Annotated in this window: 22 protein-coding genes; 12 read left to right on the top strand and 10 right to left on the bottom strand. The window is 73.3% G+C overall.

The window, feature by feature from the left end:
* Nucleotides 1–45 precede the first annotated feature (45 nt).
* Complete coding sequence (locus ACWHYA_RS14905; protein ID WP_425942846.1) at nucleotides 46–1,116, top strand: alpha/beta fold hydrolase; 1,071 nt, start codon at nucleotides 46–48, stop codon at nucleotides 1,114–1,116.
* On the opposite strand, the gene ACWHYA_RS14900 is transcribed toward ACWHYA_RS14905, so the two are convergent.
* Nucleotides 1,062–1,664, bottom strand: coding sequence for a hypothetical protein (locus ACWHYA_RS14900; RefSeq protein ID WP_425942845.1), 603 nt, complete (start codon nucleotides 1,662–1,664; stop codon nucleotides 1,062–1,064). The two genes, ACWHYA_RS14905 and ACWHYA_RS14900, sit on opposite strands and share 55 nt — an antisense overlap.
* A gap of 262 nt (nucleotides 1,665–1,926) precedes the next feature.
* Nucleotides 1,927–2,646: a hypothetical protein gene (locus ACWHYA_RS14895; protein WP_425942844.1), complete on the bottom strand. Its 720-nt coding sequence runs from the start codon at nucleotides 2,644–2,646 to the stop codon at nucleotides 1,927–1,929.
* Nucleotides 2,647–2,955: 309 nt separating this feature from the next.
* Between ACWHYA_RS14895 and ACWHYA_RS14890 the strand changes: the two genes are divergently transcribed.
* Complete coding sequence (locus ACWHYA_RS14890) at nucleotides 2,956–3,918, top strand: ATP-grasp domain-containing protein (protein WP_425942843.1); 963 nt, start codon at nucleotides 2,956–2,958, stop codon at nucleotides 3,916–3,918.
* A gap of 135 nt (nucleotides 3,919–4,053) precedes the next feature.
* Here ACWHYA_RS14890 and ACWHYA_RS14885 read toward each other — a convergent pair whose 3' ends face one another.
* Nucleotides 4,054–5,235 (bottom strand): FAD-dependent oxidoreductase, encoded by a 1,182-nt coding sequence (locus ACWHYA_RS14885; RefSeq protein WP_425942842.1) that lies wholly within the window; start codon nucleotides 5,233–5,235, stop codon nucleotides 4,054–4,056.
* Nucleotides 5,236–5,421: 186 nt separating this feature from the next.
* Between ACWHYA_RS14885 and ACWHYA_RS14880 the strand changes: the two genes are divergently transcribed.
* Nucleotides 5,422–6,570, top strand: a complete 1,149-nt coding sequence (locus ACWHYA_RS14880; protein WP_425942841.1) for a 6-phosphofructokinase — start codon at nucleotides 5,422–5,424, stop codon at nucleotides 6,568–6,570.
* A gap of 38 nt (nucleotides 6,571–6,608) precedes the next feature.
* On the opposite strand, the gene ACWHYA_RS14875 is transcribed toward ACWHYA_RS14880, so the two are convergent.
* From ACWHYA_RS14875 to ACWHYA_RS14860, 4 genes are all read right to left on the bottom strand, one after another.
* Complete coding sequence (locus tag ACWHYA_RS14875; RefSeq protein ID WP_425942840.1) at nucleotides 6,609–7,853, bottom strand: amidohydrolase; 1,245 nt, start codon at nucleotides 7,851–7,853, stop codon at nucleotides 6,609–6,611.
* On the bottom strand, nucleotides 7,850–8,968 hold the full coding sequence (locus ACWHYA_RS14870; protein WP_425942839.1) for a pyridoxal-phosphate dependent enzyme: 1,119 nt from the start codon (nucleotides 8,966–8,968) through the stop codon (nucleotides 7,850–7,852). Before ACWHYA_RS14870 ends, ACWHYA_RS14875 begins: the two co-directional genes overlap by 4 nt.
* A 443-nt stretch (nucleotides 8,969–9,411) precedes the next feature.
* Entirely contained in the window at nucleotides 9,412–10,545 is a 1,134-nt protein-coding gene (locus ACWHYA_RS14865) for a ScyD/ScyE family protein (protein WP_425942838.1), read from the bottom strand.
* A gap of 56 nt (nucleotides 10,546–10,601) precedes the next feature.
* Nucleotides 10,602–12,830 carry a BTAD domain-containing putative transcriptional regulator gene (locus tag ACWHYA_RS14860; protein WP_425942837.1) on the bottom strand — a complete coding sequence of 743 codons (2,229 nt, stop codon included), beginning with the start codon at nucleotides 12,828–12,830 and terminating at the stop codon, nucleotides 10,602–10,604.
* Nucleotides 12,831–12,990: 160 nt separating this feature from the next.
* Here ACWHYA_RS14860 and ACWHYA_RS14855 point away from each other — a divergent pair, with 160 nt between their 5' ends.
* The 8 genes from ACWHYA_RS14855 (at nucleotide 12,991) to ACWHYA_RS14820 (ending at nucleotide 18,165) form a co-directional block, all read left to right on the top strand.
* The gene (locus ACWHYA_RS14855; protein ID WP_425942836.1) at nucleotides 12,991–13,980 is read left to right on the top strand and encodes an adenosine deaminase; all 990 of its coding nucleotides are present in this window, start codon (nucleotides 12,991–12,993) and stop codon (nucleotides 13,978–13,980) included.
* 148 nt (nucleotides 13,981–14,128) lie between these two features.
* Nucleotides 14,129–14,359 (top strand): hypothetical protein, encoded by a 231-nt coding sequence (locus ACWHYA_RS14850; RefSeq protein WP_425942835.1) that lies wholly within the window; start codon nucleotides 14,129–14,131, stop codon nucleotides 14,357–14,359.
* A 181-nt stretch (nucleotides 14,360–14,540) separates the two neighbouring features.
* Nucleotides 14,541–15,101 carry a mycothiol transferase gene (locus tag ACWHYA_RS14845; protein WP_425942834.1) on the top strand — a complete coding sequence of 187 codons (561 nt, stop codon included), beginning with the start codon at nucleotides 14,541–14,543 and terminating at the stop codon, nucleotides 15,099–15,101.
* A 104-nt stretch (nucleotides 15,102–15,205) separates the two neighbouring features.
* Nucleotides 15,206–15,733, top strand: a complete 528-nt coding sequence (locus ACWHYA_RS14840; RefSeq protein ID WP_425942833.1) for a gamma carbonic anhydrase family protein — start codon at nucleotides 15,206–15,208, stop codon at nucleotides 15,731–15,733.
* Between the two features lie 59 nt (nucleotides 15,734–15,792).
* On the top strand, nucleotides 15,793–16,104 hold the full coding sequence (locus tag ACWHYA_RS14835; RefSeq protein WP_425942832.1) for a UBP-type zinc finger domain-containing protein: 312 nt from the start codon (nucleotides 15,793–15,795) through the stop codon (nucleotides 16,102–16,104).
* Nucleotides 16,101–17,003: a DUF5996 family protein gene (locus ACWHYA_RS14830; protein WP_425942831.1), complete on the top strand. Its 903-nt coding sequence runs from the start codon at nucleotides 16,101–16,103 to the stop codon at nucleotides 17,001–17,003. The genes ACWHYA_RS14835 and ACWHYA_RS14830 overlap by 4 nt, the downstream gene beginning before the upstream one ends.
* 110 nt (nucleotides 17,004–17,113) lie before the next feature.
* Nucleotides 17,114–17,710: an NADPH-dependent FMN reductase gene (locus ACWHYA_RS14825; RefSeq protein WP_425942830.1), complete on the top strand. Its 597-nt coding sequence runs from the start codon at nucleotides 17,114–17,116 to the stop codon at nucleotides 17,708–17,710.
* Nucleotides 17,711–17,781: 71 nt separating this feature from the next.
* Nucleotides 17,782–18,165, top strand: coding sequence for a nuclear transport factor 2 family protein (locus ACWHYA_RS14820; RefSeq protein ID WP_425942829.1), 384 nt, complete (start codon nucleotides 17,782–17,784; stop codon nucleotides 18,163–18,165).
* 53 nt (nucleotides 18,166–18,218) lie between these two features.
* Here the strand turns inward: ACWHYA_RS14820 and ACWHYA_RS14815 are convergent, their stop codons facing one another.
* Nucleotides 18,219–20,366 (bottom strand): ABC1 kinase family protein, encoded by a 2,148-nt coding sequence (locus tag ACWHYA_RS14815; RefSeq protein WP_425942828.1) that lies wholly within the window; start codon nucleotides 20,364–20,366, stop codon nucleotides 18,219–18,221.
* A 100-nt stretch (nucleotides 20,367–20,466) separates the two neighbouring features.
* On the opposite strand from ACWHYA_RS14815, the gene ACWHYA_RS14810 reads away from it, so the two are divergent.
* On the top strand, nucleotides 20,467–21,570 hold the full coding sequence (locus ACWHYA_RS14810) for a maleylacetate reductase (RefSeq protein ID WP_425942827.1): 1,104 nt from the start codon (nucleotides 20,467–20,469) through the stop codon (nucleotides 21,568–21,570).
* A gap of 67 nt (nucleotides 21,571–21,637) precedes the next feature.
* Here ACWHYA_RS14810 and ACWHYA_RS14805 read toward each other — a convergent pair whose 3' ends face one another.
* Nucleotides 21,638–22,276 (bottom strand): alpha/beta hydrolase, encoded by a 639-nt coding sequence (locus ACWHYA_RS14805; protein ID WP_425942826.1) that lies wholly within the window; start codon nucleotides 22,274–22,276, stop codon nucleotides 21,638–21,640.
* A complete protein-coding gene (locus tag ACWHYA_RS14800) occupies nucleotides 22,273–23,256 on the bottom strand; it encodes a ring-cleaving dioxygenase (protein WP_425942825.1) in 984 nt (327 codons plus the stop codon). Before ACWHYA_RS14800 ends, ACWHYA_RS14805 begins: the two co-directional genes overlap by 4 nt.
* Nucleotides 23,257–23,357: the final 101 nt, after the last annotated feature.

Here is a 23,357-nt window from a genome sequence, read left to right as displayed (position 1 = left end):
GGGTAGGCTCGCCGCACCCCGACCCTGCTCGACGAGGAGACAGAGATGACGTTGGAGAACCCGTTCTACAGCCCCGAGGTGCAGGGAGCCTACGAGCTCCGCTCGATCGGCCGGTTCGAGCTGGAGGAGGGCGGGGTCATCCCCGACCTGCAGCTGGCGGTCGCGACCTACGGCGAGCTCGACGAGGCCAAGGACAACGCGATCCTCATCCCCACCTGGTTCTCCGGCACCCACCAGACGTGGGAGCTGGCCTACATCGGCGAGGGGCGGGCGCTGGACCCCTCGAGGTACTTCATCGTCGTCGTCAACCAGATCGGCAACGGCCTGTCGACCTCCCCGCACAACACCGACGGCGAGATCGCCATGTCCTCCTTCCCGCACGTGCGGATCGGCGACGACGTGCGGGCCCAGGAGCAGCTGCTGCGTGAGGTCTTCGGCATCGAGCAGCTGGCGCTCGTGGTCGGCGGGTCGATGGGCGCGCAGCAGACCTGGGAGTGGGCGGTGCGCTTCCCGGAGAAGGTGCAGCGGGCCGCGATGATCGCCGGGACCGCGCAGAACACCCCGCACGACTTCCTGTTCACCCAGACGCTCATGGACGCCATCACCTCGGACCCGGGATGGAACGGCGGGGAGTATGCCGCCGTCGCCGACGTCGGCGAGGGGCTGCGCCGGCACGCCGACATCTGGGCCGTGATGGGCCTGTCCACCGAGTTCTGGCGGTCGGAGTTCTGGCGCACCGTGGAGCTGCCGGACGTCACCTGGGACACCTTCGAGGAGTTCCGGGACCGCTTCCTACGGCCAACGTTCGCGGCGATGGACCCGAACGCGCTGCTGTCCATGGCGTGGAAGTGGCAGCGAGGCGACGTCGCGCGCAACAGCGACGGCGACCTGGCCGCGGCCCTCGGCCGGATCAGCGCGAAGACCTTCGTCATGCCGATCGACGAGGACATGTTCTTCCCGCCCCGCGACTGCGAGCGGGAGCAGGCGATGGTGGCGGGCAGCGAGCTGCGCACGCTGCACTCGATCGCCGGGCACTTCGGGCTGTTCGGGTTCGAGGAGTCCTACCTGGGCGAGGTCGACGCGAACCTCAAGGAGCTGCTCGACTCGGAGGTGTGAGGCGACCCTGGCAGGGGTTCGTCCGACCCCGCCAGGTAGGCGACGGAGGTCGCGAGGCTGAAGAGCGTCACCACCGAGACCAGAACGGTGGCTGGCAGCGTGCCGGTCTGCCCGCCTGCGGCCATCAGCAGCATGGCGGCCACGATGCTCGTTCCCATCAGGGCCGAGAAGACCAGCCAGGGGCCCAGCCAGAGCAGGCCCCACGCCCGGCCGCGCCAGGCCGCCACGCCGGTGAGGACGAAGGCCGGCAGCACCATCGACAGGTCGACGACGTGGATCGGGTTGACCCACAGGCCCGCCTCGACGATGCTCGCCGGCACCTCGCCCGCGAGGAGCGCCGGGACCAGCTCGCCCAGCCACAGGCCGCCGAAGAGCACACCGACGCCGATGCTCACTGCTGCAGCCGTGCGGCGCACCCGGCCTGCCGGGAAGGTGAGGTCGGCCCGGCGCAGCGGGCCGTGGTGGAAGACGAGCGCCCAGGCGCTGAGGCCGAGGACGGCGACGTAGACCAGGAAGAGGTCGTTGAGGTGCACGGCCACGGCATACACGACGAAGGCGTAGACGAGGTAGAGCAGGTGCCGAGCCAGACCAGGCCCGCACGGGACGACCCGCGGCGCCAGCGGTCGGCCGAGACGAGCAGGACGGCGACGGCCAGGAGGTTGCCCACGTCCTGCCCCTTGGCCTGGGTGGCCCAGTTGAGGGTCTCCTGCGCGTACACGTCGGGGTCGGTCAGGCCCGTGACGCTGGAGACGAGCACGAGGACGGCGACGAGGAGGGACCAGAGAGGGACCGAGCGGGGGGCGGAGGTGGTCATGCGTGCTCCTTCGGGGATCGCAGGACGAGGGCGAGGAGGGGGGAGGCGACGAGCAGGGTCAGCCACACGAGCGAGATGACGAGGATCTCGAAGGTGTCGCCCCGGTCCGGCCCCTCGAGGGCGGTGACCACGGCGAAGGAGACGGCCACGGCCACCGCGCTCCCGACGAACAGCCGGCGCAGGACGCGAGCGGGACGGGTCCCGGTCGGCAGGGCGGGCACGAGGCTGAGCAGTGCCAGGCTCATCAGCACGTAGCCCAGCTCCTCCAGGGCGAGAAAGACCCCGTTGGGGTTGTACTGCGTGAGCATCGACCATCCGTCCAGCTGACCCTTGGCCAGGCTCACGGGCAGCACGGTCACCTGCACCCAGTAGTCGACCAGCAGGACGCCGGCGGCGATCGCCGCCAGCGCGACCGCGAGGAGGCTGTGGACCCTCCGTTCCGGGGCCGTGCGCTCGTGGACGGTGGCGACCAGGGCGACGAAGAGCACCATCAGCACCATGGCGGGGTACATCCAGAGGTAGTCCCCGGGCCACTGTGCGGCGATCACCTCGTCGGTGAACGGGTAGGGCACCCGGTCCGGCAGCGCCGTCAGGGCAAGGGCGAAGGTGATCAGGGTCAGGGCCCCCGTGGCGAGCGCGACCCGTGCGCCGGACCGGGCTGCTCGATCGACCGGCACGGGGGAGGGCGGGCTCTGGGGCCGGGTGGACACGCGCACGTGGCGTCACTTCCTCACTACGCCCCATCGTAGTACTTCGCCGGGTCGGGAATGCGGGGGTGAGGTAACACCGACCTCATCGATGCATAACATCACCTACTCTTTACCTAAGGTGACGTGTCATGGATCGAGGACTGCCGAGCCGTGCCTACCGGTCCACCTGACCGAGGAGACGGCTGCCTCGCCCGGGGCTGCCCTTCTCCATCGTCTCCGGCTGGCCCGGGCCTCCGTGCTGACCGTCTCCTTCTTCCTGGACCTGCCCATGGGCCCGGGCCACGGCATCTTCCTTTGAAAGGACAGCTGATCACCATGACGACCCCCACGATCTACGCCCTGCACGAGAACCCCGAGTGGTTCCCGCCCTTCGCCGAGGCGTTCGCCGCCGAGGGCGTCCACGTCGAGGAGTGGCTTCTCACCGACGGGGTCCTGGACCTGGACTCCACGCCGCCCGAGGGTGTCTTCTGGTCGCGGATCAGCGCCTCGGCGCACACCCGGGAGCACCACCTGTCCAAGGACTACACCCGGGCCGTGCTGTCCTGGCTGGAGTCCCACGGTCGGCGCACCGTGAACGGGCGCCAGGTGCTCGAGCTGGAGATGAGCAAGGTCGACCAGCTCGCCCGCCTCCGGGCCGCCGGCATCGAGACCCCGCGCACCGTGGCCGCGATCGGCCGCCAGCACGTGGTCCAGGCGGCCGCGGCGGTGCCCGCGCCCTTCGTCACCAAGCACAACCAGGGCGGCAAGGGGCTCGGCGTGCGCAAGTTCGAGGACCACGCCGAGCTGGCGGACTACGTGCACTCCGAGGAGTTCGAGGAGCCGCAGGACGGCATCACCCTGATCCAGGAGTATGTCGTGCCCGCCCGCCCGAGCATCACCCGGGTCGAGATCGTCGGCGGGGAGTTCATCTACGCCATCGAGGCCGACACCGCGCGCGGCGGCTTCCAGCTGTGCCCGGCCGACGCCTGCGCGGTCGACCCGGCGACCGGTCAGCCGATCATGCCGCCCGGTGCGACGCTGGCACCGGAGATCGGCCAGCAGCTCTTCTCCCTGCGGGAGGGCTTCGACCACCCGATCATCGAGAAGTACCTGGCGTTCGCCCGCACCAACGGCATCGAGGTCTGCGGCATCGAGTTCATCGAGTCCGTCGACGGCCGCATCCTGACCTACGACGTCAACACCAACACCAACTACAACGCCGTGGTCGAGCAGGCGGCACCGCGGTCCGCGCCCCGGGCGCTGGTGCAGTACCTGCGGTCGGTCGCCGAGAGCCTCTGAGCCTCAGCTCCCGTCCGTCCGCGGCCCGGACGGGTCCGCAGGTGGCGCCCGGAGAACCGGAGGGCCGCCCGGTTCATGACCTCCAGGAGGGAGGGCAGCACGGGTCTCTGCAGCCGCCTCTACGCGAGGCCGGACTCAGGGGATCAGCCGCCCCTTGAGCAGCGACCGGAAGTAGATCATCGGCTCGACATACCGGTCGAACGCCCACAACCAGCGGCGCGGCACCGTCAGGTCGACCAGGCCCGTCGTCTGCTGCTGGGCGCCGGTCCGGTCGAACTCCGCGAGGAACAGGTGCCGGCGGTCGACGGTGATCGGGACGATCGTGTAGCCGTCGTAGTCCTTCAGCGGCTCGTCCAGCCGGGCGGCGCGGATGTTGTCGGCGAGGATCTCGACCTGGCGGCGCAGCGCCCCGCCCGAGGGCCGGGTGCCCAGCGCCGCGACGTCGCCGAGGCTCCACACCCGCGGCGCCGTGCGGTGGGCCATCGTCCCCGGGTCGACGTCCACCTGCCCGGCGGTCCCGCCCGCCAGCGGCGCCAGCCACTCCGGCCCGCGGTAGTGGGGCACCACGAACGCGTGGTCGACCTCGTCGAGCAGCACCCCGCTGGCGGCTCCGGCGAGGGTGACGGTGCGGGCCTGGTGGTCGACGGCCGCGACCGTGGACCCGTGGTGCACGCTCACGCCCGCCTCGGCCAGGCGCGGCTCCAGCCGGCGGTCGGCGAACGGTAGGTCCAGCACCGAGGAGTACGGCGTGACCAGGTGCACGTCGATCCCCGCCAGGACCCCCTGCTCGCGCCAGTGGTCCACGGCCAGGAACAGGGGCTTGAGCGCCGTGCCCCCGCAGGGGGAGGGCTCCGGAGGGATGGTGAAGACCACCCGGCCCCGCGTCATACCCCTGATCGCGGTCCAGGTGCGCTCGGCCTGCGTCTCCAGGTGCGCGGTGGTGGACCACCCCGCCTCCATCGCCGCCGCCAGACCGGGCATGCCCTCCAGGTCCTCGGTGAGCCCGGGGGCCAGCACGAGGTCGCCGTAGCCGACCCGTTCGCCGCCCTCCAGCTCCAGCTCGCGCTGCTCCGGGTGGACCGCGACGGCGCGGGAGCGCAGCCAGGTGCACCCGTCGGGCGCGACGTCGGCGGCCTCGCGGGTCAGCTCGCTCATCGACGCCTGCCCGCCGGCGACGTAGTTGAGCATCGGCCGGTAGCGGTGCGGGCGGTCGGGCGTGACGATCGCGACGTCACGGGCGCCGATCCGCCGCAGCCGGGCGGCCAGGGAGATGCCGGCGTTGCCTCCGCCGACGACGACGACGTCGTGCCAGACCATGGGGTGCTCCCGTCGTTGCGTGGTGCAGTGGGTGGTTGCGGGGTGGTGCAGGGTATGCAGCGACCCTAGTCGCGCAGGCGGCGCGGCGGCGGGTCGAGCGCCGGGGGGCGTGCCTCCGTTAGCCTGACGCGCACCAACACGACGGCCGGGGCGCAGCTGCTCCGGCCAGAGCGGCAGGAGAAGCACGTGCGCATCGGCATCCTCACCGGCGGCGGAGACGTCCCGGGGCTCAACCCCTGCATCAAGGCCGTGGTCAACCGGGTCCACGAGCAGGGCCACCAGGTGACCGGCATCCGGCGGGGGTGGGGCGGTCTGCTGAGCACCGACCTGGACGACCCGTCGTCGGTGGCCGAGCACCTCCTGGACCTCGACCCGGTGGGCGTGCGCACCGTCGACCGCACCGGTGGGACGTTCCTGCACAGCTCGCGGACCAACCCCGGGAAGGTGAAGACCGGCGACGTGCCGGACTTCCTGGCCGACTCGGTCGAGGGTGCCGGCCCGCACGACCTCACACCGCACGTGCTGCGGGTGATCGAGGCCGCCGGCATCGACGTGCTCATCCCGATCGGGGGCGACGACACCCTGTCCTACGGGCTGCGGATGCACCAGGAGGGCGTGCCGACGATCGCCATCCCCAAGACGATGGACAACGACGTCAACGGCACCGACTACTGCATCGGCTTCTCCACGGCCGTGACGCGGGGCGTGCAGTTCATCCACAACCTGCGCACCTCGACCGGGTCGCACGAGCGGATCGCGGTGGTCGAGCTGTTCGGGCGCTACTCCGGGGAGACCTCGCTGATCACGGCATACCTCGCCGGGGTGGACCGTGCCCTGATCCCGGAGGTGCCCTTCGACATCGACCGGGTCTGCGAGCTGCTGATGGCGGACAAGGCGGCGAACCCGTCGAACTACGCGATGGTGACGATCTCCGAGGGGGCCACCGTCCGCGGCGGCGACATGATGCTCTCGGGGGAGGCCGACGCCTACGGCCACCGCAAGCTGGGCGGCATCGGGCAGGTGACCGGCGAGCTGATCAAGGAGCGCACGGGGGAGGGGATCATCTACCAGCAGGTCGGCTACCTCATGCGGTCGGGCAGCCCGGACTCGCTGGACCTCATGGTCGCCACGAACTACGCCGTCATGGCCGCCGACCTGGCGCTGGACGGGTCGACCGGGCGGATGGTGGCGCTGCGCAACGGCAGCTACAGCAGCGTGCCGATCTCGGTGACCGGGGAGGGCGTCAAGCGGGTCGACGTGGGCGAGCTCTACGACACGGCGAACTACCGGCCGATGGTGCGGCACGTGCGCGGGAAGCCGATGTTCCTGTACTGACGCCCGGCCGCGCCTCACCGGTGGGGCGGGGAGGAGGATCAGGTCGGCGGCAGCTCGGCCCGGACCGCCTGGACGAGGAACGCCACCCCGGCGGGAAGGATCTCGTCGTTCAGGTCGTAGTCGGCGCTGTGCAGGGGCGTCCCGCCGCGGCCGGGCCCGGTGCCGTTGCCCAGCAGCGCGAAGCACGCCGGGACGTGCCGGGCGAGCACCCCGAAGTCCTCGCTCGGCATGACCGGGTCGCAGTCGGCGACGACCCGGCCCTCGCCGAGCGCGGCGACCGCGGCCGCGACCGCCCGGGCGGTGACCTGCGGGTCGTTGACCGTCGGGGCGAACTCGTGGGTGTAGGTCACCTCCGCCCTGGCGCCGTGCGCGGACGCGACCCCGGTCGCGACCGCCCGGATCCGTTCCTCCAGCAGCGCCTGGACCCGCGGGTCGAAGCTGCGGGTGTCCCCGGTGATCCGGACCGTGGAGGGTATGGCGTTGCGCGCACCGTCGGTCTCGAACCCGGTGCAGGACAGGACGGCCGGGCGCAGGGGCTCGACGTTGCGGGCGACGACCGTCTGCAGCGCCAGCACGATCTCGGCGCCGGCCACGAGCGGGTCGACGACCGCCTCCGGACGGGCGGCGTGCCCGCCGCGGCCGTGGACGGTGATCGTGAAGTTGTCCTCGCTGGCCATGATGCTGCCCGGGCGCACGTGCAGGTGCCCCGCCGGGATGCCGGGCAGGTTGTGCAGACCGTAGAGCACGTCGAGCGGGAACCGCTGCAGCAGACCGTCGTCGAGCATCGCCTGCGCGCCGCGGCCGGGCTCCTCGGCCGGCTGGAGGACGAGCCGGACCGTTCCCTCGAAGCCGCCCTCCTCGGCCAGCACCGCGGCGGCGCCCAGGGCCATCGCCATGTGCCCGTCGTGGCCGCAGGCGTGCATGGCCCCGGGGTTGGTCGACCCGTGCTCACGGCCCTCGACCTCCTGGATGGGCAGCGCATCCATGTCGGCGCGCAGGCCGACCGCCCGTGGCCGCTCGGGCTCCGGTTCGTCACCGGCGGGGAAGGCGGGGGCGCTGTTCCGGTTCGCCGCGTCGCCCCGGGTGAGCGAGGCGACCAGGCCGGTGCCCCCGACGCCGCGGGCGACGGCATACCCGAGGTTCTCGAGGGTCGTGGCGAGGACGTCGGCCGTGGCGTGCTCTTCGAACGCGGTCTCCGGGTGCCGGTGCAGGTGATGGCGCCAGTCGCGCAGCTGCCCGCCGAGTGCGCGTTCGACGTCGAAGGGCGTGATCACGTCGGTCATGCCGCATCGACCCCTTCCGTGCTGAGCAGGACGACGACGGCGTCCGCCGGGAGGTCCAGGTCGGCCCGTCGTGTGAGGTTGCCGAGCGCGGCGCGGACGCCGGCCAGCGTGGCTGCGCCGCAGGGGCCCGAGGAGACGCCGAGCTCCTGGAGGTCGAGGGAGGCGGTCAGGGCCTGTTCGTCGGTGACGTCGACCGCGGCGTCGCACCCGTCGTGCAGGACCGGCCAGGCGAGGGCGGAGACGGTGCCGCAGTTCATCCCGGCCATGACGGTGCCGGCCGTGGGGACCGAGGTGGGTGAGCCCGCGCGCAGGCTGGTGAGCAGGCAGGCTGCGGTCGCAGGCTCGACGGCCAGGACCCGGGTCGGGTGCGGGGCGGCGGGACGGTCCTGGTCGTCCACGGGTCCGTCCTGGTCGTCCGTGGGTCCGTCCGGGTCGTCCGCGGGTCCGTCCGGGTCGTCCACGGGTTCGGGCTGCCGGTAGTGCGACACCACCGCCTGGGCCAGGGAGCCGACGCCCACGGGGACGGCGACCAGGTCGGGTCGGCGTCCCAGCTGCTCGTCGACCTCCTCGACCAGCGTCCGGTAGCCCTCCACGATCCAGCCCGGCACGTCCTCGTATCCCTCCCAGGCGGTGTCCTGCACGAGCTCCCGGCCCGGTGCCGCCGTGTGGTCCGCCGCCGCCCGGACCGCGTCGTCGTAGTCGCCGTCGACCCGTACCACCCGCGCCCCCTCGCCCTCGATGAGCGCGGCCGTGCTGGCGGGCATGACGGCGGGGACGAAGACCGTGGCGGTCGTGCCCAGCTCCCGGGCCGTCCGGGCGACCGCCCGCCCGTGGTTGCCGTCGGTGGCGGTGACCAGCTCGGCGCCGGGGGACCGGTCGAGCACCTGACGGCAGGCCCAGGACGCGCCCAGGATCTTGAACGCCGGCAGGCCCAGGCGGGAGGACTCGTCCTTGACCAGCACCCGGCCCACGCCCAGCTCCTCGGCCAGGGCCGGCAGGTTGACGAGGGGGCTCGGGGCGTAGCCGGGCAGGGTGCGGTGGAAGTCGCGGGCGCCGCCCGTGGCGTCGGGCAGCGACCACCGGCGGGCCGAGGGGTTGCTGGACCAGGACGTCATCCGGCCAGTCTGCCGGGTCGGGCGGCGGGCGGCGGGCTGCGGTCCCCACGGGGCCACGGGGCCACGGGGCCAGGACCAGCGACGGCTCGCACGCGGTGGGATGCGGCTGGTGACATGCCGGCGCTCCCGCTGCGGCGTGTCGCGTGCTGCAGCACCGGGGTCCAGGCGCGCGACACGCCGCAGCGGCTGGTGCACAGTGCGCGACACGCCGGGGTGGGGCCAGAGGCTCTTGGGCGGCCTGCGTCCCACCGCGACGACGACGAGACCCTGGTGCGCACCGTCAAAGCCGGCCGACGTGCCCAGCCGGCCGACGTGCCCAGCTGGCCGACGTGCCCAGCCGGCCGACCTGTCCAGCCCCGGCGGTGACGTGGCCCCGATCCCCCGAGCAAACCGGGGCCACGTCACCTGGTCCGGGTGAGGGTCACGGTCCCCACCCGAGGTCCTCACCCGAGGTCGATCGCCCGCACCCGGGGGTCGAAGAGGATCTTATCGAGGAGCCACGCCTGGCCGTCGCGGTCATAGGCGAGGGCGTTCGGCATCGTGAGCCCGTCCGCCGCCACGGTGCACGTGCCCGCGGCGACGTCGCAGCGGTGGACGGCCCCGCCCTCCGCCGCGCCCACGAGCATCGCCAGCCAGCCGGCCTCGTCGAGCTCGGTGACCATGAGGTCACCCTCCGGGGAGAAGTCGAGGTCCACGACGGACGTCATCCCCTCCAGCACGAGGGTGCACTCGGCCGAGGGGCACTGCACGTCGCGGGCGTCCGCCTCGAGCCGCCAGACGCGGGAGAGCCCGGACTGCAGCATGAGCGCGGGGTCCTGGCTGACCTCTCCGGTCAGCTCACCCACGTAGAGGGCGCCGTCCGGTCCGAGGGTGACGGCCGTCGCCACCGGCTGGACGTAGCACGGCGTGCCGTCCGCCAGCGAGAAGAGCACGCGAGGCTCCCCGTGCTCGTCCAGGGGCGGGGTGAGCACGGCCATGGTCTCCACCCGGCCGTTCGCCCGGACGCTCAGCACGGTGTTGCCCGCGGCGTCGGCCAGGGCGACCTCGCCGCCCGACAGCCTGGCCAGCTTGTAGGGGTTGGACTGCGGACCCTCGGAGAAGCCGCCGTAGTCCTCGCACCGCGGGTCCTTCCAGACCGCCCCGTCGGGGTCGTGGGTCCGCTCGAACGTCTCGATGTCGCCGACGAGCCGCGCACCCCCTGGTCCGACTCTCCACACCCCTGCGCCTTCGGCGAGGTCCAGGGCGCCGCGGGCCACGAACGAGGTGCCCGTACCCACCGGTGCCACCCCCTGGACCGCGGTCCCCTCCAGGTGCGGGACGCCGCCGAACTCGCTGGTCGTGCCCGTGTCCGGGTCGATCCGCACGAGGTCGCTGCCGGTGGTCACGAGCAGGTCGCCGTTGGGTACGGCAGCCAGGTCGTAGGCGGGGGCGGGCACGCTGAAGGACGGGTCGGCCTCGTGGGCCGCGACCGGTTGCGCCGCGACGGTCGCCGCCGCCAGGGTCGCACCGAGCGACAGGGCGGCCAGGCGTCGGGGGGTCGTCGCGTCGTTCCGGGGGCGGGACGGGGTGGCGTTCATGGATCTGTCCTCTCCTCGTGGAGGCACCACCATCCCGTCGGGCGCTCACCAGCCGCTCAACGCGCGCTCACCATGTCGTTCCACGACCGCCGGATGCGGTCCTCGAGCCGTCCCCGGCGGTCTCCGTCGAGCTGCTGCCAGACGTCGCTGAAGTGGAGGTGGAACAGCATGGCCGGGCCGTAACCGGGAGAGACCGGCCGGTCGAGGACCTCGGCCGCCTCCCGGGCCTCGCCCAGGGCGAGGTGGACCAGCCCCGCCTCCACGGGGTGCTCGTGCGGGTCGATCGCCGCGAGCACCGTGCGGGCGGCGGGCGCGTCCCCGGTGGCGACGTGGCTCAGCGCCAGGGCGGTGTCGGGCCCGTGACCGGCCCAGGCCGTGCTCAGGGCCCCCGAGGTGGTCGTGGCCAGCGGGGAGAGGGTCTCGACCGCGTCCTCGAACCTGCCCAGGTCGTACAGCGCCAGACCGGCGTAGTAGCGCGCGGTCGTGAAACCGGGGGAGAGCGCGACGGCCCGCTGTGCCTCGGCGTGGGCCGCCGCCGGGTCTCCGCCGGCGAGCAGGGCCAGGGCCAGGTTGCTGACCGCCTCGGCCGAGAGGGGGTTGAGCTGCACGGCACGGCGGGCCGCCGGGAGGGCTTCGCGGGGCCGCCCGACCGTGAGCGCCATCCAGGCCGTCCAGCTGTGCGCGTCGGCGTGTCCGGGGACGTGGCGCAGGACCCGGGCGTATGCGGCCCGTGCGGCGGGCGCGTGGAACCGGGCCTCGGCGATCAGGCCGCGCGCGACGTCGGCCTCGGGGGCCGTCGGGCGCAGGGTCAGGCAGCGCTCCACCGCCGACTCCGCCTCGGTCAGGAGCCGCTCCCGGTCGCCGTAGGCGTAGTCGGCCGTCAGGGCGAGCGCCTCGGCCAGGCCGAGCCACGCCGGCAGGTAGTCGGGGTCGAGGTCGATCGCCCGCCGGAACAGCTCCGTCGCCCGGGCGAAGTCGTCCTCGGTCTTGCGGTCGAAGTGCAGCCGGCCCTCGGCCACGAGCCGGTAGACCTCGAGACTGGACGTGGTCGACGGCAGGTCGGCGACCAACCGGCGCGACAGGGCGGCGGAGAGGTCCCGCGCCAGCTCGCACTGGACCCCGAGCAGGTCCGGGGCGGCCAGCGCCACGTCGTAGCTCTCCGCCCACCGGTGCCGCCCGTCGGCGGCGTCCACCAGCTCCACCGCCAGCGCGAGGCGGTCGCCCGACACCCGGACCGAACCGGTGACGACCGTCCCGACACCGAGCTCGGCCGCGATCCGGGGCAACGGGCTGACGGTCCCGGCATACCCGAGGACCGAGAACCGCCCGACGACCGTCAACCGCTCCACCTTCGCCAGCTCGACCAGCAGCTCCGCGTGCAGCCCGGCCGCGAGGAGCTCGGCCTGGTCCCCGCCGAGCACCTCGAAGGGCAGCACGGCCACCGAGGGGGTCCTCCGGTCCCTCGTCGAGGCCTCCGGCCCGGTGCCGACGCCCTCGAGGTGGCCCGGGGCGAGCGTGTCCAGGCGCGGGTCGTCGTCGAGGAGCAGCAGGTGGGTCTGCTGCAGGGCGCGGGAGGGGTCGACGCCCAGCTCCTGAGACAGGGTCCGCCGCATCCGGTCGTAGGTGGCCAGGGCCTCCGGGCGGCGGCCGCAGCGGTGGAGCGCGAGCAGGAGCCGCAGACAGAGCGACTCGGCGAGGGGGTGCTCGCCGGTCAGCGCGCGCAGCTCGGGAAGGAGCGCCTCGTGCCGTCCGTCGGCCAGGTCGAGGTCGATCCTGGCCTCGGTGGCCCGCAGCCTGAGCTCGGTCAGCCGGTCGCACTCGGCCATCAGCGCAGGGTGGTCCCCGAGCTCGCCGAAGGGTCGACCACGCCAGAGCGAGAGGGCCTCCCCCAGGAGGACCCGCTGCCGGGCCGGGTCGACCACCGGTCCGTCGGGCCGGGCCGCCTCCCGGACAAGACGCTCGAACCGGTGGGCGTCCACGCGTTCCGGCGGCGCGGTCAGCACGTAGCCGGACTCCTGCCACGCCAGCGTGCCGCCCACCGCGTGCAGCGCACCGCGCAGCCGGGACACGAACACCTGGAGGGTGTGGCGGGCGTCCTCAGGCGCCTGCTCCCCCCAGAGGGTGTCGAGCAGCGTGCGCGCGGTGACCACCTCGTCGGCGTGCGCGAGCAGGAGCGCCAGCACGAGCCGCTGCTTGGGCCCGCCCAGGCTGATCGGCCGGGCCGTGGTGCACTCCATCGGTCCGAGCACACGCAGCTCCGCGGTCCGTGCCGACACGTCCGTCATGAGGTGGCTCCTCGCGCAGCAGGCCGCTGCCTGGGGTCACGCCTCAGGGTAGGGGGTCGGGTGCGGCCCGCGCGAGCACCTCGGAGGGTAGGTGCCGCAGATGATCAGCACACCGGAGCCTGGATCCGTCCCACGGCCCTCGTCCTGCCATCATGCCCCCATGACGATCCCCACCGCCGAGCTGCACCTGCACCTCGAGGGCACGCTGGAGCCCGAGCTCATCTACACCCTCGCCGAGCGGAACGGCGTCGAGCTGCCGTGGGCCGACGTCGACGACCTGCGCTCGCGCTACGACTTCACCGGGCTGCAGCACTTCCTGGACCTCTACTACGCCAACATGGCGGTGCTGCGCACGGAGGACGACTTCGCCGACCTGACCCGCGCCTACCTGGCACGCGCGGCGGCCGGCGGCGTGCGGCATACCGAGGTGTTCCTGGACCTGCAGGCGCACACGGCCCGGGGGATCCCCGCCGAGGTGGCGCTGCGCGGGGTGTCCGCCGCCCTGGGCGCCGCCGAGACCGAGCACGGGGTGAGCACCGGTCTCATCCTCACCTTCCTGCGGCACCTGCCCGGCGAGGAGGCGACCGCCGCGCTGCGCGAGGCGCTGGACGTCGACGTGCCCCTCCTCGGGGTGGGGCTGTGCTCCTCCGAGACCGGGTCGGCCGCACCGTTCCGCGACGCGTTCGAGCTGGCCGCCGCCCACGGGCTGCGCCGCGTGGCGCACGCCGGTGAGGAGGGGCCGGCGGCGAACGTCACCGAGGTCCTCGACGTGCTGGGCGTGGAGCGGGTCGACCACGGGCTGCGGGCGCTGGAGGACGACGCGCTGGTGGACAGGCTGGCCGCCGAACGGGTGCCGCTGACCCTGTGCCCGCTCTCGAACGTCCGCCTGCAGGTGGTCGACTCGCTGGACGGGTACCCGCTGCGGGAGCTGATGGACCGCGGGGTGGTGGTGACCGTGAACAGCGACGACCCCGCCTACTTCGGCGGCTACGTGGACGACAACTACCGCGAGCTGACCTCGACGCTGGGCCTGAGCACCGACGAGCTGGCGACGCTGGCGCACAACAGCGCCGAGGCGGCCTTCGTGACGTCGCGGCGCCGGGCGGAGCTGGTCGCCGAGATCGAGGAGTGGCGGGCCTCGCAGGCGTAGCCCCCGGGACGTCCGGTACCGGCGTTTGGCCGGCGTTGAGCGGACGACAAGCCGGGCGAGGCACGGTGGAGGTGCAGCACGCAGCTGCACCCCGACGGTCCGGGCAGCGGAGCCCGGGCAGGGGTCGGACACAGGGAGATGACCGAGGATGAACGCACAGCTGGGCCGTCGCATGCTCACGAGCCTGTCCGCCGGTGCGATCGCGGGGGTGCTCGGTGCGACCGGGATGGCCGCCTTCGCCGCCGACGGGGGACCGCGCCCCATGGTGGTCGTCGACGACGACGGATGCGGCACCGCGATCGACGCCGAGAACGTGGACGGCGACCGGGCGACCTCCAGGACGACCTGGTTCGGGGCCGAACTCAACGCGCTCGAGTGAGCCGGCACCGGCGGCGCCCGCCCCGGCGGGCGCAGGTCGGCACAACCCACGGGTCCACGGCCCCGGACGAGACCGTCCGGGGCCGTGGCCTCTCGCGGGACGACCGGGCCGGCTCCGGACGCTCACCCCTGGCGGGACCGACCGGTTGTGGGGTGCCGCTCGTCGTGGGGACACTGACGGCATGACCGCTGCTGCGACCGACCTCGTCCGCGCCGTCCTGCTCGACGGCTTCCAGCGCATCGAGGAGGGGGTGAGGGAGGTCCTCGACGGGCTCGACGCGGAGGACCTGCGGTGGCGTGCCGGCATCGACGCCAACCCGGTCGGCTGGCTGCTGTGGCACCTGAGCCGCCAGCAGGACGCCCAGCTCGCCCAGGTCGCGGGCGAGGAGGAGGTATGGCGTGCGGACGGCTGGCAGGAGCGGTTCGACCTGCCCTACGCCCCGGACGCGCACGGCTACGGCCAGGACGCCGGGGACGTCAGCCGCTTCGAGGTCCGGGACCCGGCCCTGCTCGAGGGGTATGCCGCCGCGGTGCACGACCTGACCCGGCGCCTCCTGCAGGACCTGGGGGAGGAGGACTACGGCCGGGTCCTCGACGAGAGCTGGGACCCGCCGGTGACGGTCGCGGTGCGGATCTACTCCGTGCTCGAGGACGCGGCCAAGCACCTCGGGCAGGCGGAGTACGTCAAGGGGTTGCTGTCCCGGCGCGGTGGAGGGGGGCCTTCGAGCGAGCGGGGCACGTAGGACAGACCGGCGCGGCCCCCCCGGAGTCGTGGCCGGTACGGGCGGACGTGCCTGCGCCGGCTGCGGAAGGATGGTGGACATCCATCTGGAGCGAGGAGACGACGATGACGGCATCAGGTCTGGTCCTGCCCCTGGGCGAGCGGCGGCCGGAGGTGGACCCCGACGCCTGGCTGGCGCCCCACAGCGTGGTCAGCGGCAGCGTGCGGATCGGGGCGGGCAGCAGCGTCTGGTACGGCGCGTCCGTCCGCGGCGACAGCGAGCAGATCACCCTGGGGGAGCGGGTGAACCTGCAGGACAACGTGGTCGTGCACGCCGACGCAGGGTTCCCGGCGACGGTCGCCGACGACGTGTCCGTCGGGCACGGTGCCGTGCTGCACGGGTGCTCGGTCGGTGGCGGCACGATCGTGGGCATGGGGGCGGTGGTGATGAACGGAGCGGTGGTCGGGGAGTCGTGCCTGGTGGCGGCCGGCGCCGTCGTGCTCGAGGGGACGCAGGTGCCGCCGGGGTCGCTGGTCGCCGGCGTGCCGGCCAGGGTGCGGCGCCCGCTGACGGACGAGGAGCGCGCCGGTCTGCGGGACGGCATCGGGCACTACCCGGGCCTGGCGCAGCTGCACCGGCAAGCCCTGACCTGATCCTGCGCCCGGACGGCGGGCGCCCCTAGCATGAGACCTCCGGTACCCGAGGAGAACCCATGGCCACGCCTCCCTGCACGCACCTGGACACGGTGCGCGACGTCATACCCTCCGCGCAGGGGTGCGAGGACTGCCTGCGGACCGGGGACCGCTGGGTCCACCTGCGCATCTGTATGACGTGTGGTCACGTCGGGTGCTGCGACAGCTCGCCCAACCAGCACGCGACCGCGCACCGGCGCCAGCACGAGGACCATCCGTTGATCCGGTCGTTCGAGCCGGGTGAGCACTGGTGGTGGTGCTACGTCGACGAGGTGGCGTTCGAGGTCCCCGGGGCCGGACCGGCGCCCTCCTACGACCCGTCTCCGACGTGACCGGCTCCGCCTGGCCGCAGCTGCCGGTGGAGGGGTGGGTCGACACGCGGGACACCTTCACCCTCTGGCTGCAGGTCGTCGGCAAGATCCGGATCGCCCGGACCCCGCTGCTCAACCACTGGTGGAACGCCCCGCTCTACCTGACCGGCCGGGGCCTGACGACCTCCCTGATGCCCGACCGGCCCGGGCGCAGCTTCACCATCGACCTCGACCTCGTGGCGCACCGGCTCGACATCGTGACCACGACGGGGGAGGCCGGGTCGATGGCCCTCGAGCCGAGGTCGGTGCGCGACTTCCACGCCGCGCTGATGGGGCGGCTGGACGAGCTCGACCTCGCCACCGAGATCTGGCCGGTGCCCGTGGAGATCCCGGGAGCCATCCCCTTCGTCGACGACGAGGTGCACCATGCCTACGACGCCGAGGCGGTGACGAGGTTCTGGCGAGGGATGGTCGAGACCGGGCGGGTTCTGGACGTCTTCCGCGCCCGGTTCGTGGGCAAGTCGAGCCCGGTGCACCTGTTCTGGGGCGCGCTGGACCTGGCGACCACGCGGTTCTCGGGCCGGGGTGCACCTCCGCACCCCGGGGGCGTGCCGAACTGCGGGCCGCACGTCATGCACGAGGCCTACTCGCACGAGGTCAGCAGCGCAGGGTACTGGCCCGGTGGCGAGGAGGAGGGTCTCTTCTACTCCTACGCCTACCCCGAACCCGACGGTTTCCGGACCTGCTCGCCGGGGCCCTCCGCTGCGCGCTTCGACGAGGAGCTGGGCGAGTTCGTCCTGCCGTACGCGGCCGTGCGCGCCGCCGACGACCCGGACGCGGTGCTGCTGGACTTCCTCCAGAGCACCTACGAGGCGGCCGCCACGACGGCGAGGTGGGACCGGGCGGCGGTCGAACGCTGAGCTGTGACGAGGGCCACGGCGGGCGGGGGAACATCCGGCGGTAGTTGACGCTTCACACACATGCGCCGTGGGACCTACCCGCAGCGATCTGTGAAGAGGAGAACGACACCGTGACGAAGATCGCCATCGTGACCGGCAGCGTCCGCCCGGGACGCAAGAGCCTCGAGGTCGCCGCCTGGGTGAAGTCGCTCGCCGACGCCCGCGGCGACGCCGACTTCGAGGTCCTGGACCTGGCCGACTTCGAGCTGCCGGTGTTCGCCGAGCCGGCCTCGCCGTCGATGGCTTCGCCGCAGAGCGAGGCCGGGCAGCGGTGGTCGACGGCCGTCGACGGCTACGACGGCTACGTCTTCGTGGTGCCGGAGTACAACCACTCGATCACCGGTGCGCTGAAGAACGCGATCGACTACCTCTCCCCGGAGCTGCAGGACAAGGGCGCCGCGTTCGTGTCCTACGGCGGGGTCGGCGGGGCACGTGCGGTCGAGCACCTGCGCGTCATCCTGTCCCAGATGCAGATGGCCCACGTGCGGGCCACCGTGTCGCTGTCGCTGTTCCACGACTTCGAGAACTTCTCCACGCTCGCCCCGACCGAGCCGGTCGTGCGGTCCGTCGGGCCGATGCTCGACCAGCTCCTGCGCTGGACCAGGGCGATGGAGGCCGTCCGCGGCGGGAAGTTCGACGCCGAGGAGCGGTCGGAGGCCGCCGCCTGACACCGAGGGGGCCTCTTGCCCCACCGGCGCCGAGCCTCCACCATGGAGGAATGGGTCAGGAGGAGCTTCCCGTGGACGACCTCGACCGTCGGACCGCCCGGCAGGTGCTCGACGATCACCTCGCCATCGCCAACAGCTGGGTCGATGAGCCCGTGGAACGGATGATCTCCGAGGACCTCCGGCGCAACGTGGCCGACGACGTCGTGGTCCTCATCAACCGGGGCGTGTTCCGCGGGCACGACGGTGTCAGGGAGCTGGCCCGGATGCTCGCCGAGGAGCTGCCCGAGCACCGGGCCTTCGAGTACACCCACGTCGCCGTCGAGGGCCGGATGGGCCTGCTGGAGTGGACCTACGAGGACGCCGAGGTCAGGGTCCGGGACGGTGTCGACTCTTTTCTCATCGAGCAGGGCAAGATCGTCGCCCAGACCATCCGCTACACGGTCGAGCCCCGGTAGCCACGGTCGCACCACCCGCGCCCTCCGCCCAGGGACGGCTTCCTCGGTGGGGCTCAGCGGCCCCGGCGTGGCGACGGCCCCGGGTCGCGGAAGACCCGCGCGAGCGAGCGCGCGCCGAGCACGAAGGCGAAGAGGAACAGCGTCCCGCCCAGCAGCGGGTTGAGGTCGATCGTGGGGGGCAGGGCCGGTCCGCCCGGCGCGACGAGCAGCAGCACGCCGCTCAGCGCCAGCACGGAGGCGAGGACGGTGATGACGAGATGGTTCACCACGCCCGTGACGAAGGACCGGTCCGACGGGTCGGCCAGCCAGCGCACCCGCAGCTGCGCCTCACCGCTCTGCACGGCGGCCGCGATCGCGTCCACCCGCCGGGGGAGGCGCTGCAGGATGGGCAGGACGTGGACGAGGTGCTCCTCCAGCGTGGCGCGCACCTCCTGGGGGCTGAGCTTCTGACCGAGGTAGTCCTGACCGGCCGACCGCGACGCGGTCACCAGGTCCAGCTCGGGATGCAGCGCCTGCAGGGTCCCCTCGAGCGCGCCGAGCGCCCGGAAGGCGGCGGCGATCTGCGGCGGGACGGTGAACCCGTGCCGGACCACGAGCACGAAGAGGTCCCCGAAGACGCTGGTGGTGGGTCCGGCGCTGCCGTTCTGCACCCGGGAGATGACCGCCCCGACCTCGCGCTCCAGGGCACGGTCGTCCAGGCCGGCGGGTGCGTCGATGACGTCGCAGAGGGAGTCGACGGCACCGAGGGAGTCGCCGCGGTCCACCGCGAACAGCAGCCGGCCCACCGCGTCCCGCGCCGTGCGGTCCAGACGGCCCACCGATCCGTAGTCCAGCAGTGCCAGCCGAGCCGGACCGGTGGCGTCGTCGTTCCCACCCTCGCCACCGGGCCTGTCGGCACCGTCGGCACCGTCGGCACCGTCGTCGCCGGCGGGCCGGCCCACCCGCTCGACCAGGACGTTGCCGGCGTGCAGGTCCGCGTGGAAGACGCCGGTCTGCAGCACCTGCGTCAGGACGCTGCCCAGCAGCGCGTGCGCGAGCCGTTCGCGCGTCGTCGCGTCCAGCCCCCGCGTCGCGTCGGCCCGGGACAGGGGCACGCCGGCGACCCGCTCCATGACGAGCACCCGCGACGTCGTCAGGGAGGGGTATGTCGTGGGCACGCGCACGAGCGCGTCCGCACCGGCGTCCTCGCGAGACCGGGCCTGCGGGCCGGTGCCGACCGGCGCACCCGCGGAGGGACCGGTCCCGGCCGCGACCGCCGCCGCGTTGGCCGCCTCGACCCGGTAGTCCAGCTCCTCGGTGAGACTGGCGGCGAAACCCTCCGCCAGGTTCCGCACGCCCAGCGCCCGGCCCCAGGGCGTGGTCCGCTCCAGCCAGCGCGACATCCGCAGCACGATGTCCAGGTCCGCACGCACCTGCTCCTGCGCCCCTGCCCGCTGCACCTTGACGACGACGGGCGAACCGTCGGCCAGGTCCGCGCGGTAGACCTGTCCCACGGACGCGGCGGCGAGCGGCTCCTCGTCGAACGCGGCGAACTCGTCCCGCCACCCCTCACCCAGCTCGGCGCGGAGGGTCCTCTCGATGTCCGGCCAGGCCTGCGGCGGGGTGTCCGCCTGCAGCTGCCCCAGCTCGGCCGCCAGGTCGGGGCCGACCACGTCCGGCCGGGTGGCGAGCATCTGACCCAGCTTGACGAAGGTCACCCCGCCGTCGCTGAAGGCCATCCGCAGCCGCCGTCCGAGCCGGGCGTGGTCGTGGTCCTCAGGCAGGCGGGACCCGGCGCGCAGGAAGCCGCCGAGGCCGTGCTTGACCGCGACGGCGACGATCTGGCCGTACCGGCGGCTCCGTCGACGCCGGGCGGGCAGGTCCCGCAGCACCGCGACCGGTGAGGGCAGGGTCCCGGTGGGGACGAGGGCCTCGAGGAGCACCAGCCCACCGACGCCCAGCGCGACACCCCACGCGACGAGGAGCAGGAGCACCAGCGCGACCACGGTGAGGTCGTCCGAGGGCTCGGCCAGACCGCCGTCGCTGGTGATCCCGAGCCGTTCGCTGGCCAGCTCCAGGAACCCGCTCATCGCCCCGGTGACGACGATCGCGACGAGCAGCGTCCGGAACCACCCGACCGGTACCCCCAGCAGACGTCGCGTGAGCACGAAGAGCAGGGCGGTGTTGAAGGCGAAGCCGATGGCCGTGAGCACGGGCGTCACGGGGTCCTCCCTCTCCTGCGCGGCAGGACCGATCCTAGGTCCACGGGGGTATGCCGTGGGTCGCCGGGCCCGCCCCGTCCGCCCCGGGCAGGATGGGGCCATGAGCGCACCAGGGCCTACCCCGGACCGGCTGACCTTCGAGCACCGGACCCTTCCGCAGCGGGTGCTCTTCGGCAGCGGGTCCGCCGCCGCGAACCTGCGGGAGGAGCTCGAGCAGCTAGGGTCCCGCCGCCCGATGGTGGTGGTGACCGGCAGCGCCGCGGCGGTCGCGCGCCGGCTGCTGGAGGGGACCGGGGTGGCGGTGTGGTTCGAGGACGTCGTGCAGCACGTGCCGGTCGCCAGCGCCGAGCAGGCCCGCGCGGCGGCGCAGCAGCACGACGTCGACGTGGTGGTCAGCATCGGGGGAGGGTCGGCCACCGGGCTGGCCAAGGCCGTGGCCCTGACGACCGCCCTGCCGGTGGTCGCCGTGCCGACGACCTACGCCGGGTCGGAGGCGACCGACGTGTGGGGGATGACGCAGGACGGCCGCAAGAGGACCGGGTCGGACGGGCGGGTCCTGCCGCGGACGGTCGTCTACGACGCCGAGCTCACCGTGTCCATGCCGGTGGGGCTGAGCGTGGCCAGCGGGCTGAACGCGATGGCGCACTGCGTCGACTCCCTGTGGGGTCCACGGGCCGACCCGGTCGCGACGGGGCTGGCCACCGAGGGGGTCCGGCTCCTCGCCGAGGAGCTGCCGCTGGTCGTGGCCGACCCGCAGGACCTGCGGGGGAGGGAACGGGCGCTGGCGGGCGCCTACCTGGCGGCCGTGGCCTTCGCGGCGGCCGGGTCGGGGCTGCACCACAAGATCTGCCACGTGCTGGGCGGCCGGTTCGACCTGCCGCACGCGCAGATGCACGCCGTCGTCCTGCCCCACGTCCTGGCGTTCAACGCCCCGGCTGCGCCCGGAGCCGCGCGGCGGCTGGCCGAGGCGCTGGGCGCCGAGGACGCGGTGGCCGGGCTGGCCGCGCTCTACGACGAGCTCGACGCGCCACGGTCCCTGCGGGAGCTGGGGCTGCAGGAGTCGGACCTGCCCGAGGCCACCGAGCTGGTCCTCGGGCAGGTCCCGCCGTCCAACCCCCGGCCGGTCGACCGCGACAGCCTGGCGCAGGTGCTGCGGGCGGCGTGGGAGGGGGACCTGCCGGGCACCGGCGGGCGGCCGGTCTGACGGCCAGGGGCGGGCGGTCGGGCTCGACCGCACCGCCCCACGGGTCCAGCCGAGGCTCGCCGAGGATTCAGGCGAGCCGCGACACGGCCTCCCGACCCGCAGCGAGGTCCTGCGGCGAGATGCCGTGGCCACCCTCGCGCAGGTGCTGCTCGACGTCGGCGCCCCTGTCCCGGAGCACCTCGACGAGCCGGGTCACGCTGTCGAGCGGAGCCATCGGGTCCGCGCGCCCGTTGAGGGTCGTGACCCGGACGCCGTGCAGGTCCTTGTCCGCCGCCTCGTCGCGGTCCGCGAAGGGGTACATCCCCGAGAAGGCGACCACCCGGTCGACCACGTCCGGGTGCAGCATGGCCGTGGCCAGGGCGATGTTGGCGCCGTTGGAGAAGCCGACGGCGACCAGCGGGCGGTCGCCCAGCCCGTAGTGCTCGCGGGCGGCGGTGACGAACCCGGCCAGCTCGCCGGCGCGGAGCACGACGTCGTCGACGTCGAAGACCCCCTCGCCCATCCGACGGAACCATCGCGGCATACCGTGCTCGCGCACGAGCCCGCGCGGGGCGAGCACGCCCGCCCGCGGGTCCAGCTCGGGGGCCAGGGCGGAGATCTCCTGCTCGTTGCTGCCCGTCCCGTGCAGGGTCAGCAGCACCGGGGCGTCGTCCTCGCCGGAGACGAACAGGTGCGGCCAGTTCTGGAGGGTCTCGGGGGCGCTCACCGGTCGGTCCCCGTCGAGCCGTCCAGCGTGGGGTTGTTCTCCTGCGGCAGCTCGATCGGGACGACCGAGTGCTCGATGGCCTCGCGGCTGGGCTCCAGCCACGGCGGCAGCTTGAGCGAGCGGCCGAGCTCGAGCAGGGGCTCGTCGATGTCGAAGCCCGGCGTGTCGGTGGCGATCTCGAAGAGGACGCCGCCGGGCTCGCGGAAGTAGATGGAGGTGAAGTACTGCCGGTCCAGGATCGCGGTCACCTGGTGGCCCCGCTCGACGAGATCCTGGCGCCACTGCTCCTGCGTCGCCTGGTCGGGGACGCGGAAGGCGATGTGGTGCACCGTCCCGCCGGCGGTCAGGCCCTCCTGGGCACGGGGGTCGGCGACCACGTCGACGACGTGGCCGGGGCCGCCGTCACCCGCGGCGACCCGGGTGCGCGGTCCCTCCTCCTGGACGACGCTCATCCCGAGGTCCTCGGTGAGCACGCGCAGCGTCCCGGCGGGGTCGCCGACCGTGAGCACCGAGGAGTGCTGGCCGCGCACGGCGTGCTCGGCCGGGACGGAGGCGGAGTCCCACGCGTCGCGCGGGTCGGTGGTGGAGGAGGCGACGAGCTCGATCACCAGGCCGTCGGGGTCGCGGACGAGCAGGCGGTCCTCGCCGTTGCTGGAGGTCAGCGTGGGCTCGACGCCCAGCCCGGCGAAGTGGTCCTTCCACCAGCCCAGGCTGTCCTGCGGGACCGAGAAGGCCGTGGAGGTGGACTGCCCGGCGCCGACGCGGCCCTTGGGCACCCCGCGCCAGGGGAAGAAGGTCATCAGCGAGCCCGGGTTGCCCGACTCGTCGCCGTAGTAGAGGTGGTAGGTCGACGGGTCGTCGAAGTTGACGGTCCGCTTCACCAGGCGCAGCCCCAGGCCCTCGATGTAGAAGTCGATGTTGCGCTGGGGGTCGCCGGCGATCGCCGTCACGTGGTGCAGGCCGCTGGTCCGTGCCGTCATGGTGTCCCTCCTCGGGGATCGGGTCCGACGGGTCCCGTCGGTGTCACCATGCTCAACGGGACCGCTGCTGATATTATTTCCACGGAAACTGTTTCCGTGTC

It is taken from the genome of Ornithinimicrobium carbonis (assembly GCF_977012275.1).
The sequence above is the reverse complement of the archived record's forward strand: the minus strand, read 5'-3'. Positions and strand labels throughout refer to the sequence as shown.

What these genes read in the sequence shown, in the direction of transcription:
- ACWHYA_RS14905 (WP_425942846.1), top strand. Translation starts at nt 46, where the DNA reads ATGACGTTGGAGAACCCGTTCTACAGCCCCGAGGTGCAGGGAGCCTAC.
- ACWHYA_RS14890 (WP_425942843.1), top strand. Translation starts at nt 2,956, where the DNA reads ATGACGACCCCCACGATCTACGCCCTGCACGAGAACCCCGAGTGGTTC.
- ACWHYA_RS14885 (WP_425942842.1), bottom strand. Translation starts at nt 5,235, where the DNA reads ATGGTCTGGCACGACGTCGTCGTCGTCGGCGGAGGCAACGCCGGCATC.
- ACWHYA_RS14875 (WP_425942840.1), bottom strand. Translation starts at nt 7,853, where the DNA reads ATGACCGACGTGATCACGCCCTTCGACGTCGAACGCGCACTCGGCGGG.
- ACWHYA_RS14870 (WP_425942839.1), bottom strand. Translation starts at nt 8,968, where the DNA reads ATGACGTCCTGGTCCAGCAACCCCTCGGCCCGCCGGTGGTCGCTGCCC.
- ACWHYA_RS14865 (WP_425942838.1), bottom strand. Translation starts at nt 10,545, where the DNA reads ATGAACGCCACCCCGTCCCGCCCCCGGAACGACGCGACGACCCCCCGA.
- ACWHYA_RS14860 (WP_425942837.1), bottom strand. Translation starts at nt 12,830, where the DNA reads ATGACGGACGTGTCGGCACGGACCGCGGAGCTGCGTGTGCTCGGACCG.
- ACWHYA_RS14855 (WP_425942836.1), top strand. Translation starts at nt 12,991, where the DNA reads ATGACGATCCCCACCGCCGAGCTGCACCTGCACCTCGAGGGCACGCTG.
- ACWHYA_RS14850 (WP_425942835.1), top strand. Translation starts at nt 14,129, where the DNA reads ATGAACGCACAGCTGGGCCGTCGCATGCTCACGAGCCTGTCCGCCGGT.
- ACWHYA_RS14845 (WP_425942834.1), top strand. Translation starts at nt 14,541, where the DNA reads ATGACCGCTGCTGCGACCGACCTCGTCCGCGCCGTCCTGCTCGACGGC.
- ACWHYA_RS14840 (WP_425942833.1), top strand. Translation starts at nt 15,206, where the DNA reads ATGACGGCATCAGGTCTGGTCCTGCCCCTGGGCGAGCGGCGGCCGGAG.
- ACWHYA_RS14835 (WP_425942832.1), top strand. Translation starts at nt 15,793, where the DNA reads ATGGCCACGCCTCCCTGCACGCACCTGGACACGGTGCGCGACGTCATA.
- ACWHYA_RS14810 (WP_425942827.1), top strand. Translation starts at nt 20,467, where the DNA reads ATGAGCGCACCAGGGCCTACCCCGGACCGGCTGACCTTCGAGCACCGG.
- ACWHYA_RS14800 (WP_425942825.1), bottom strand. Translation starts at nt 23,256, where the DNA reads ATGACGGCACGGACCAGCGGCCTGCACCACGTGACGGCGATCGCCGGC.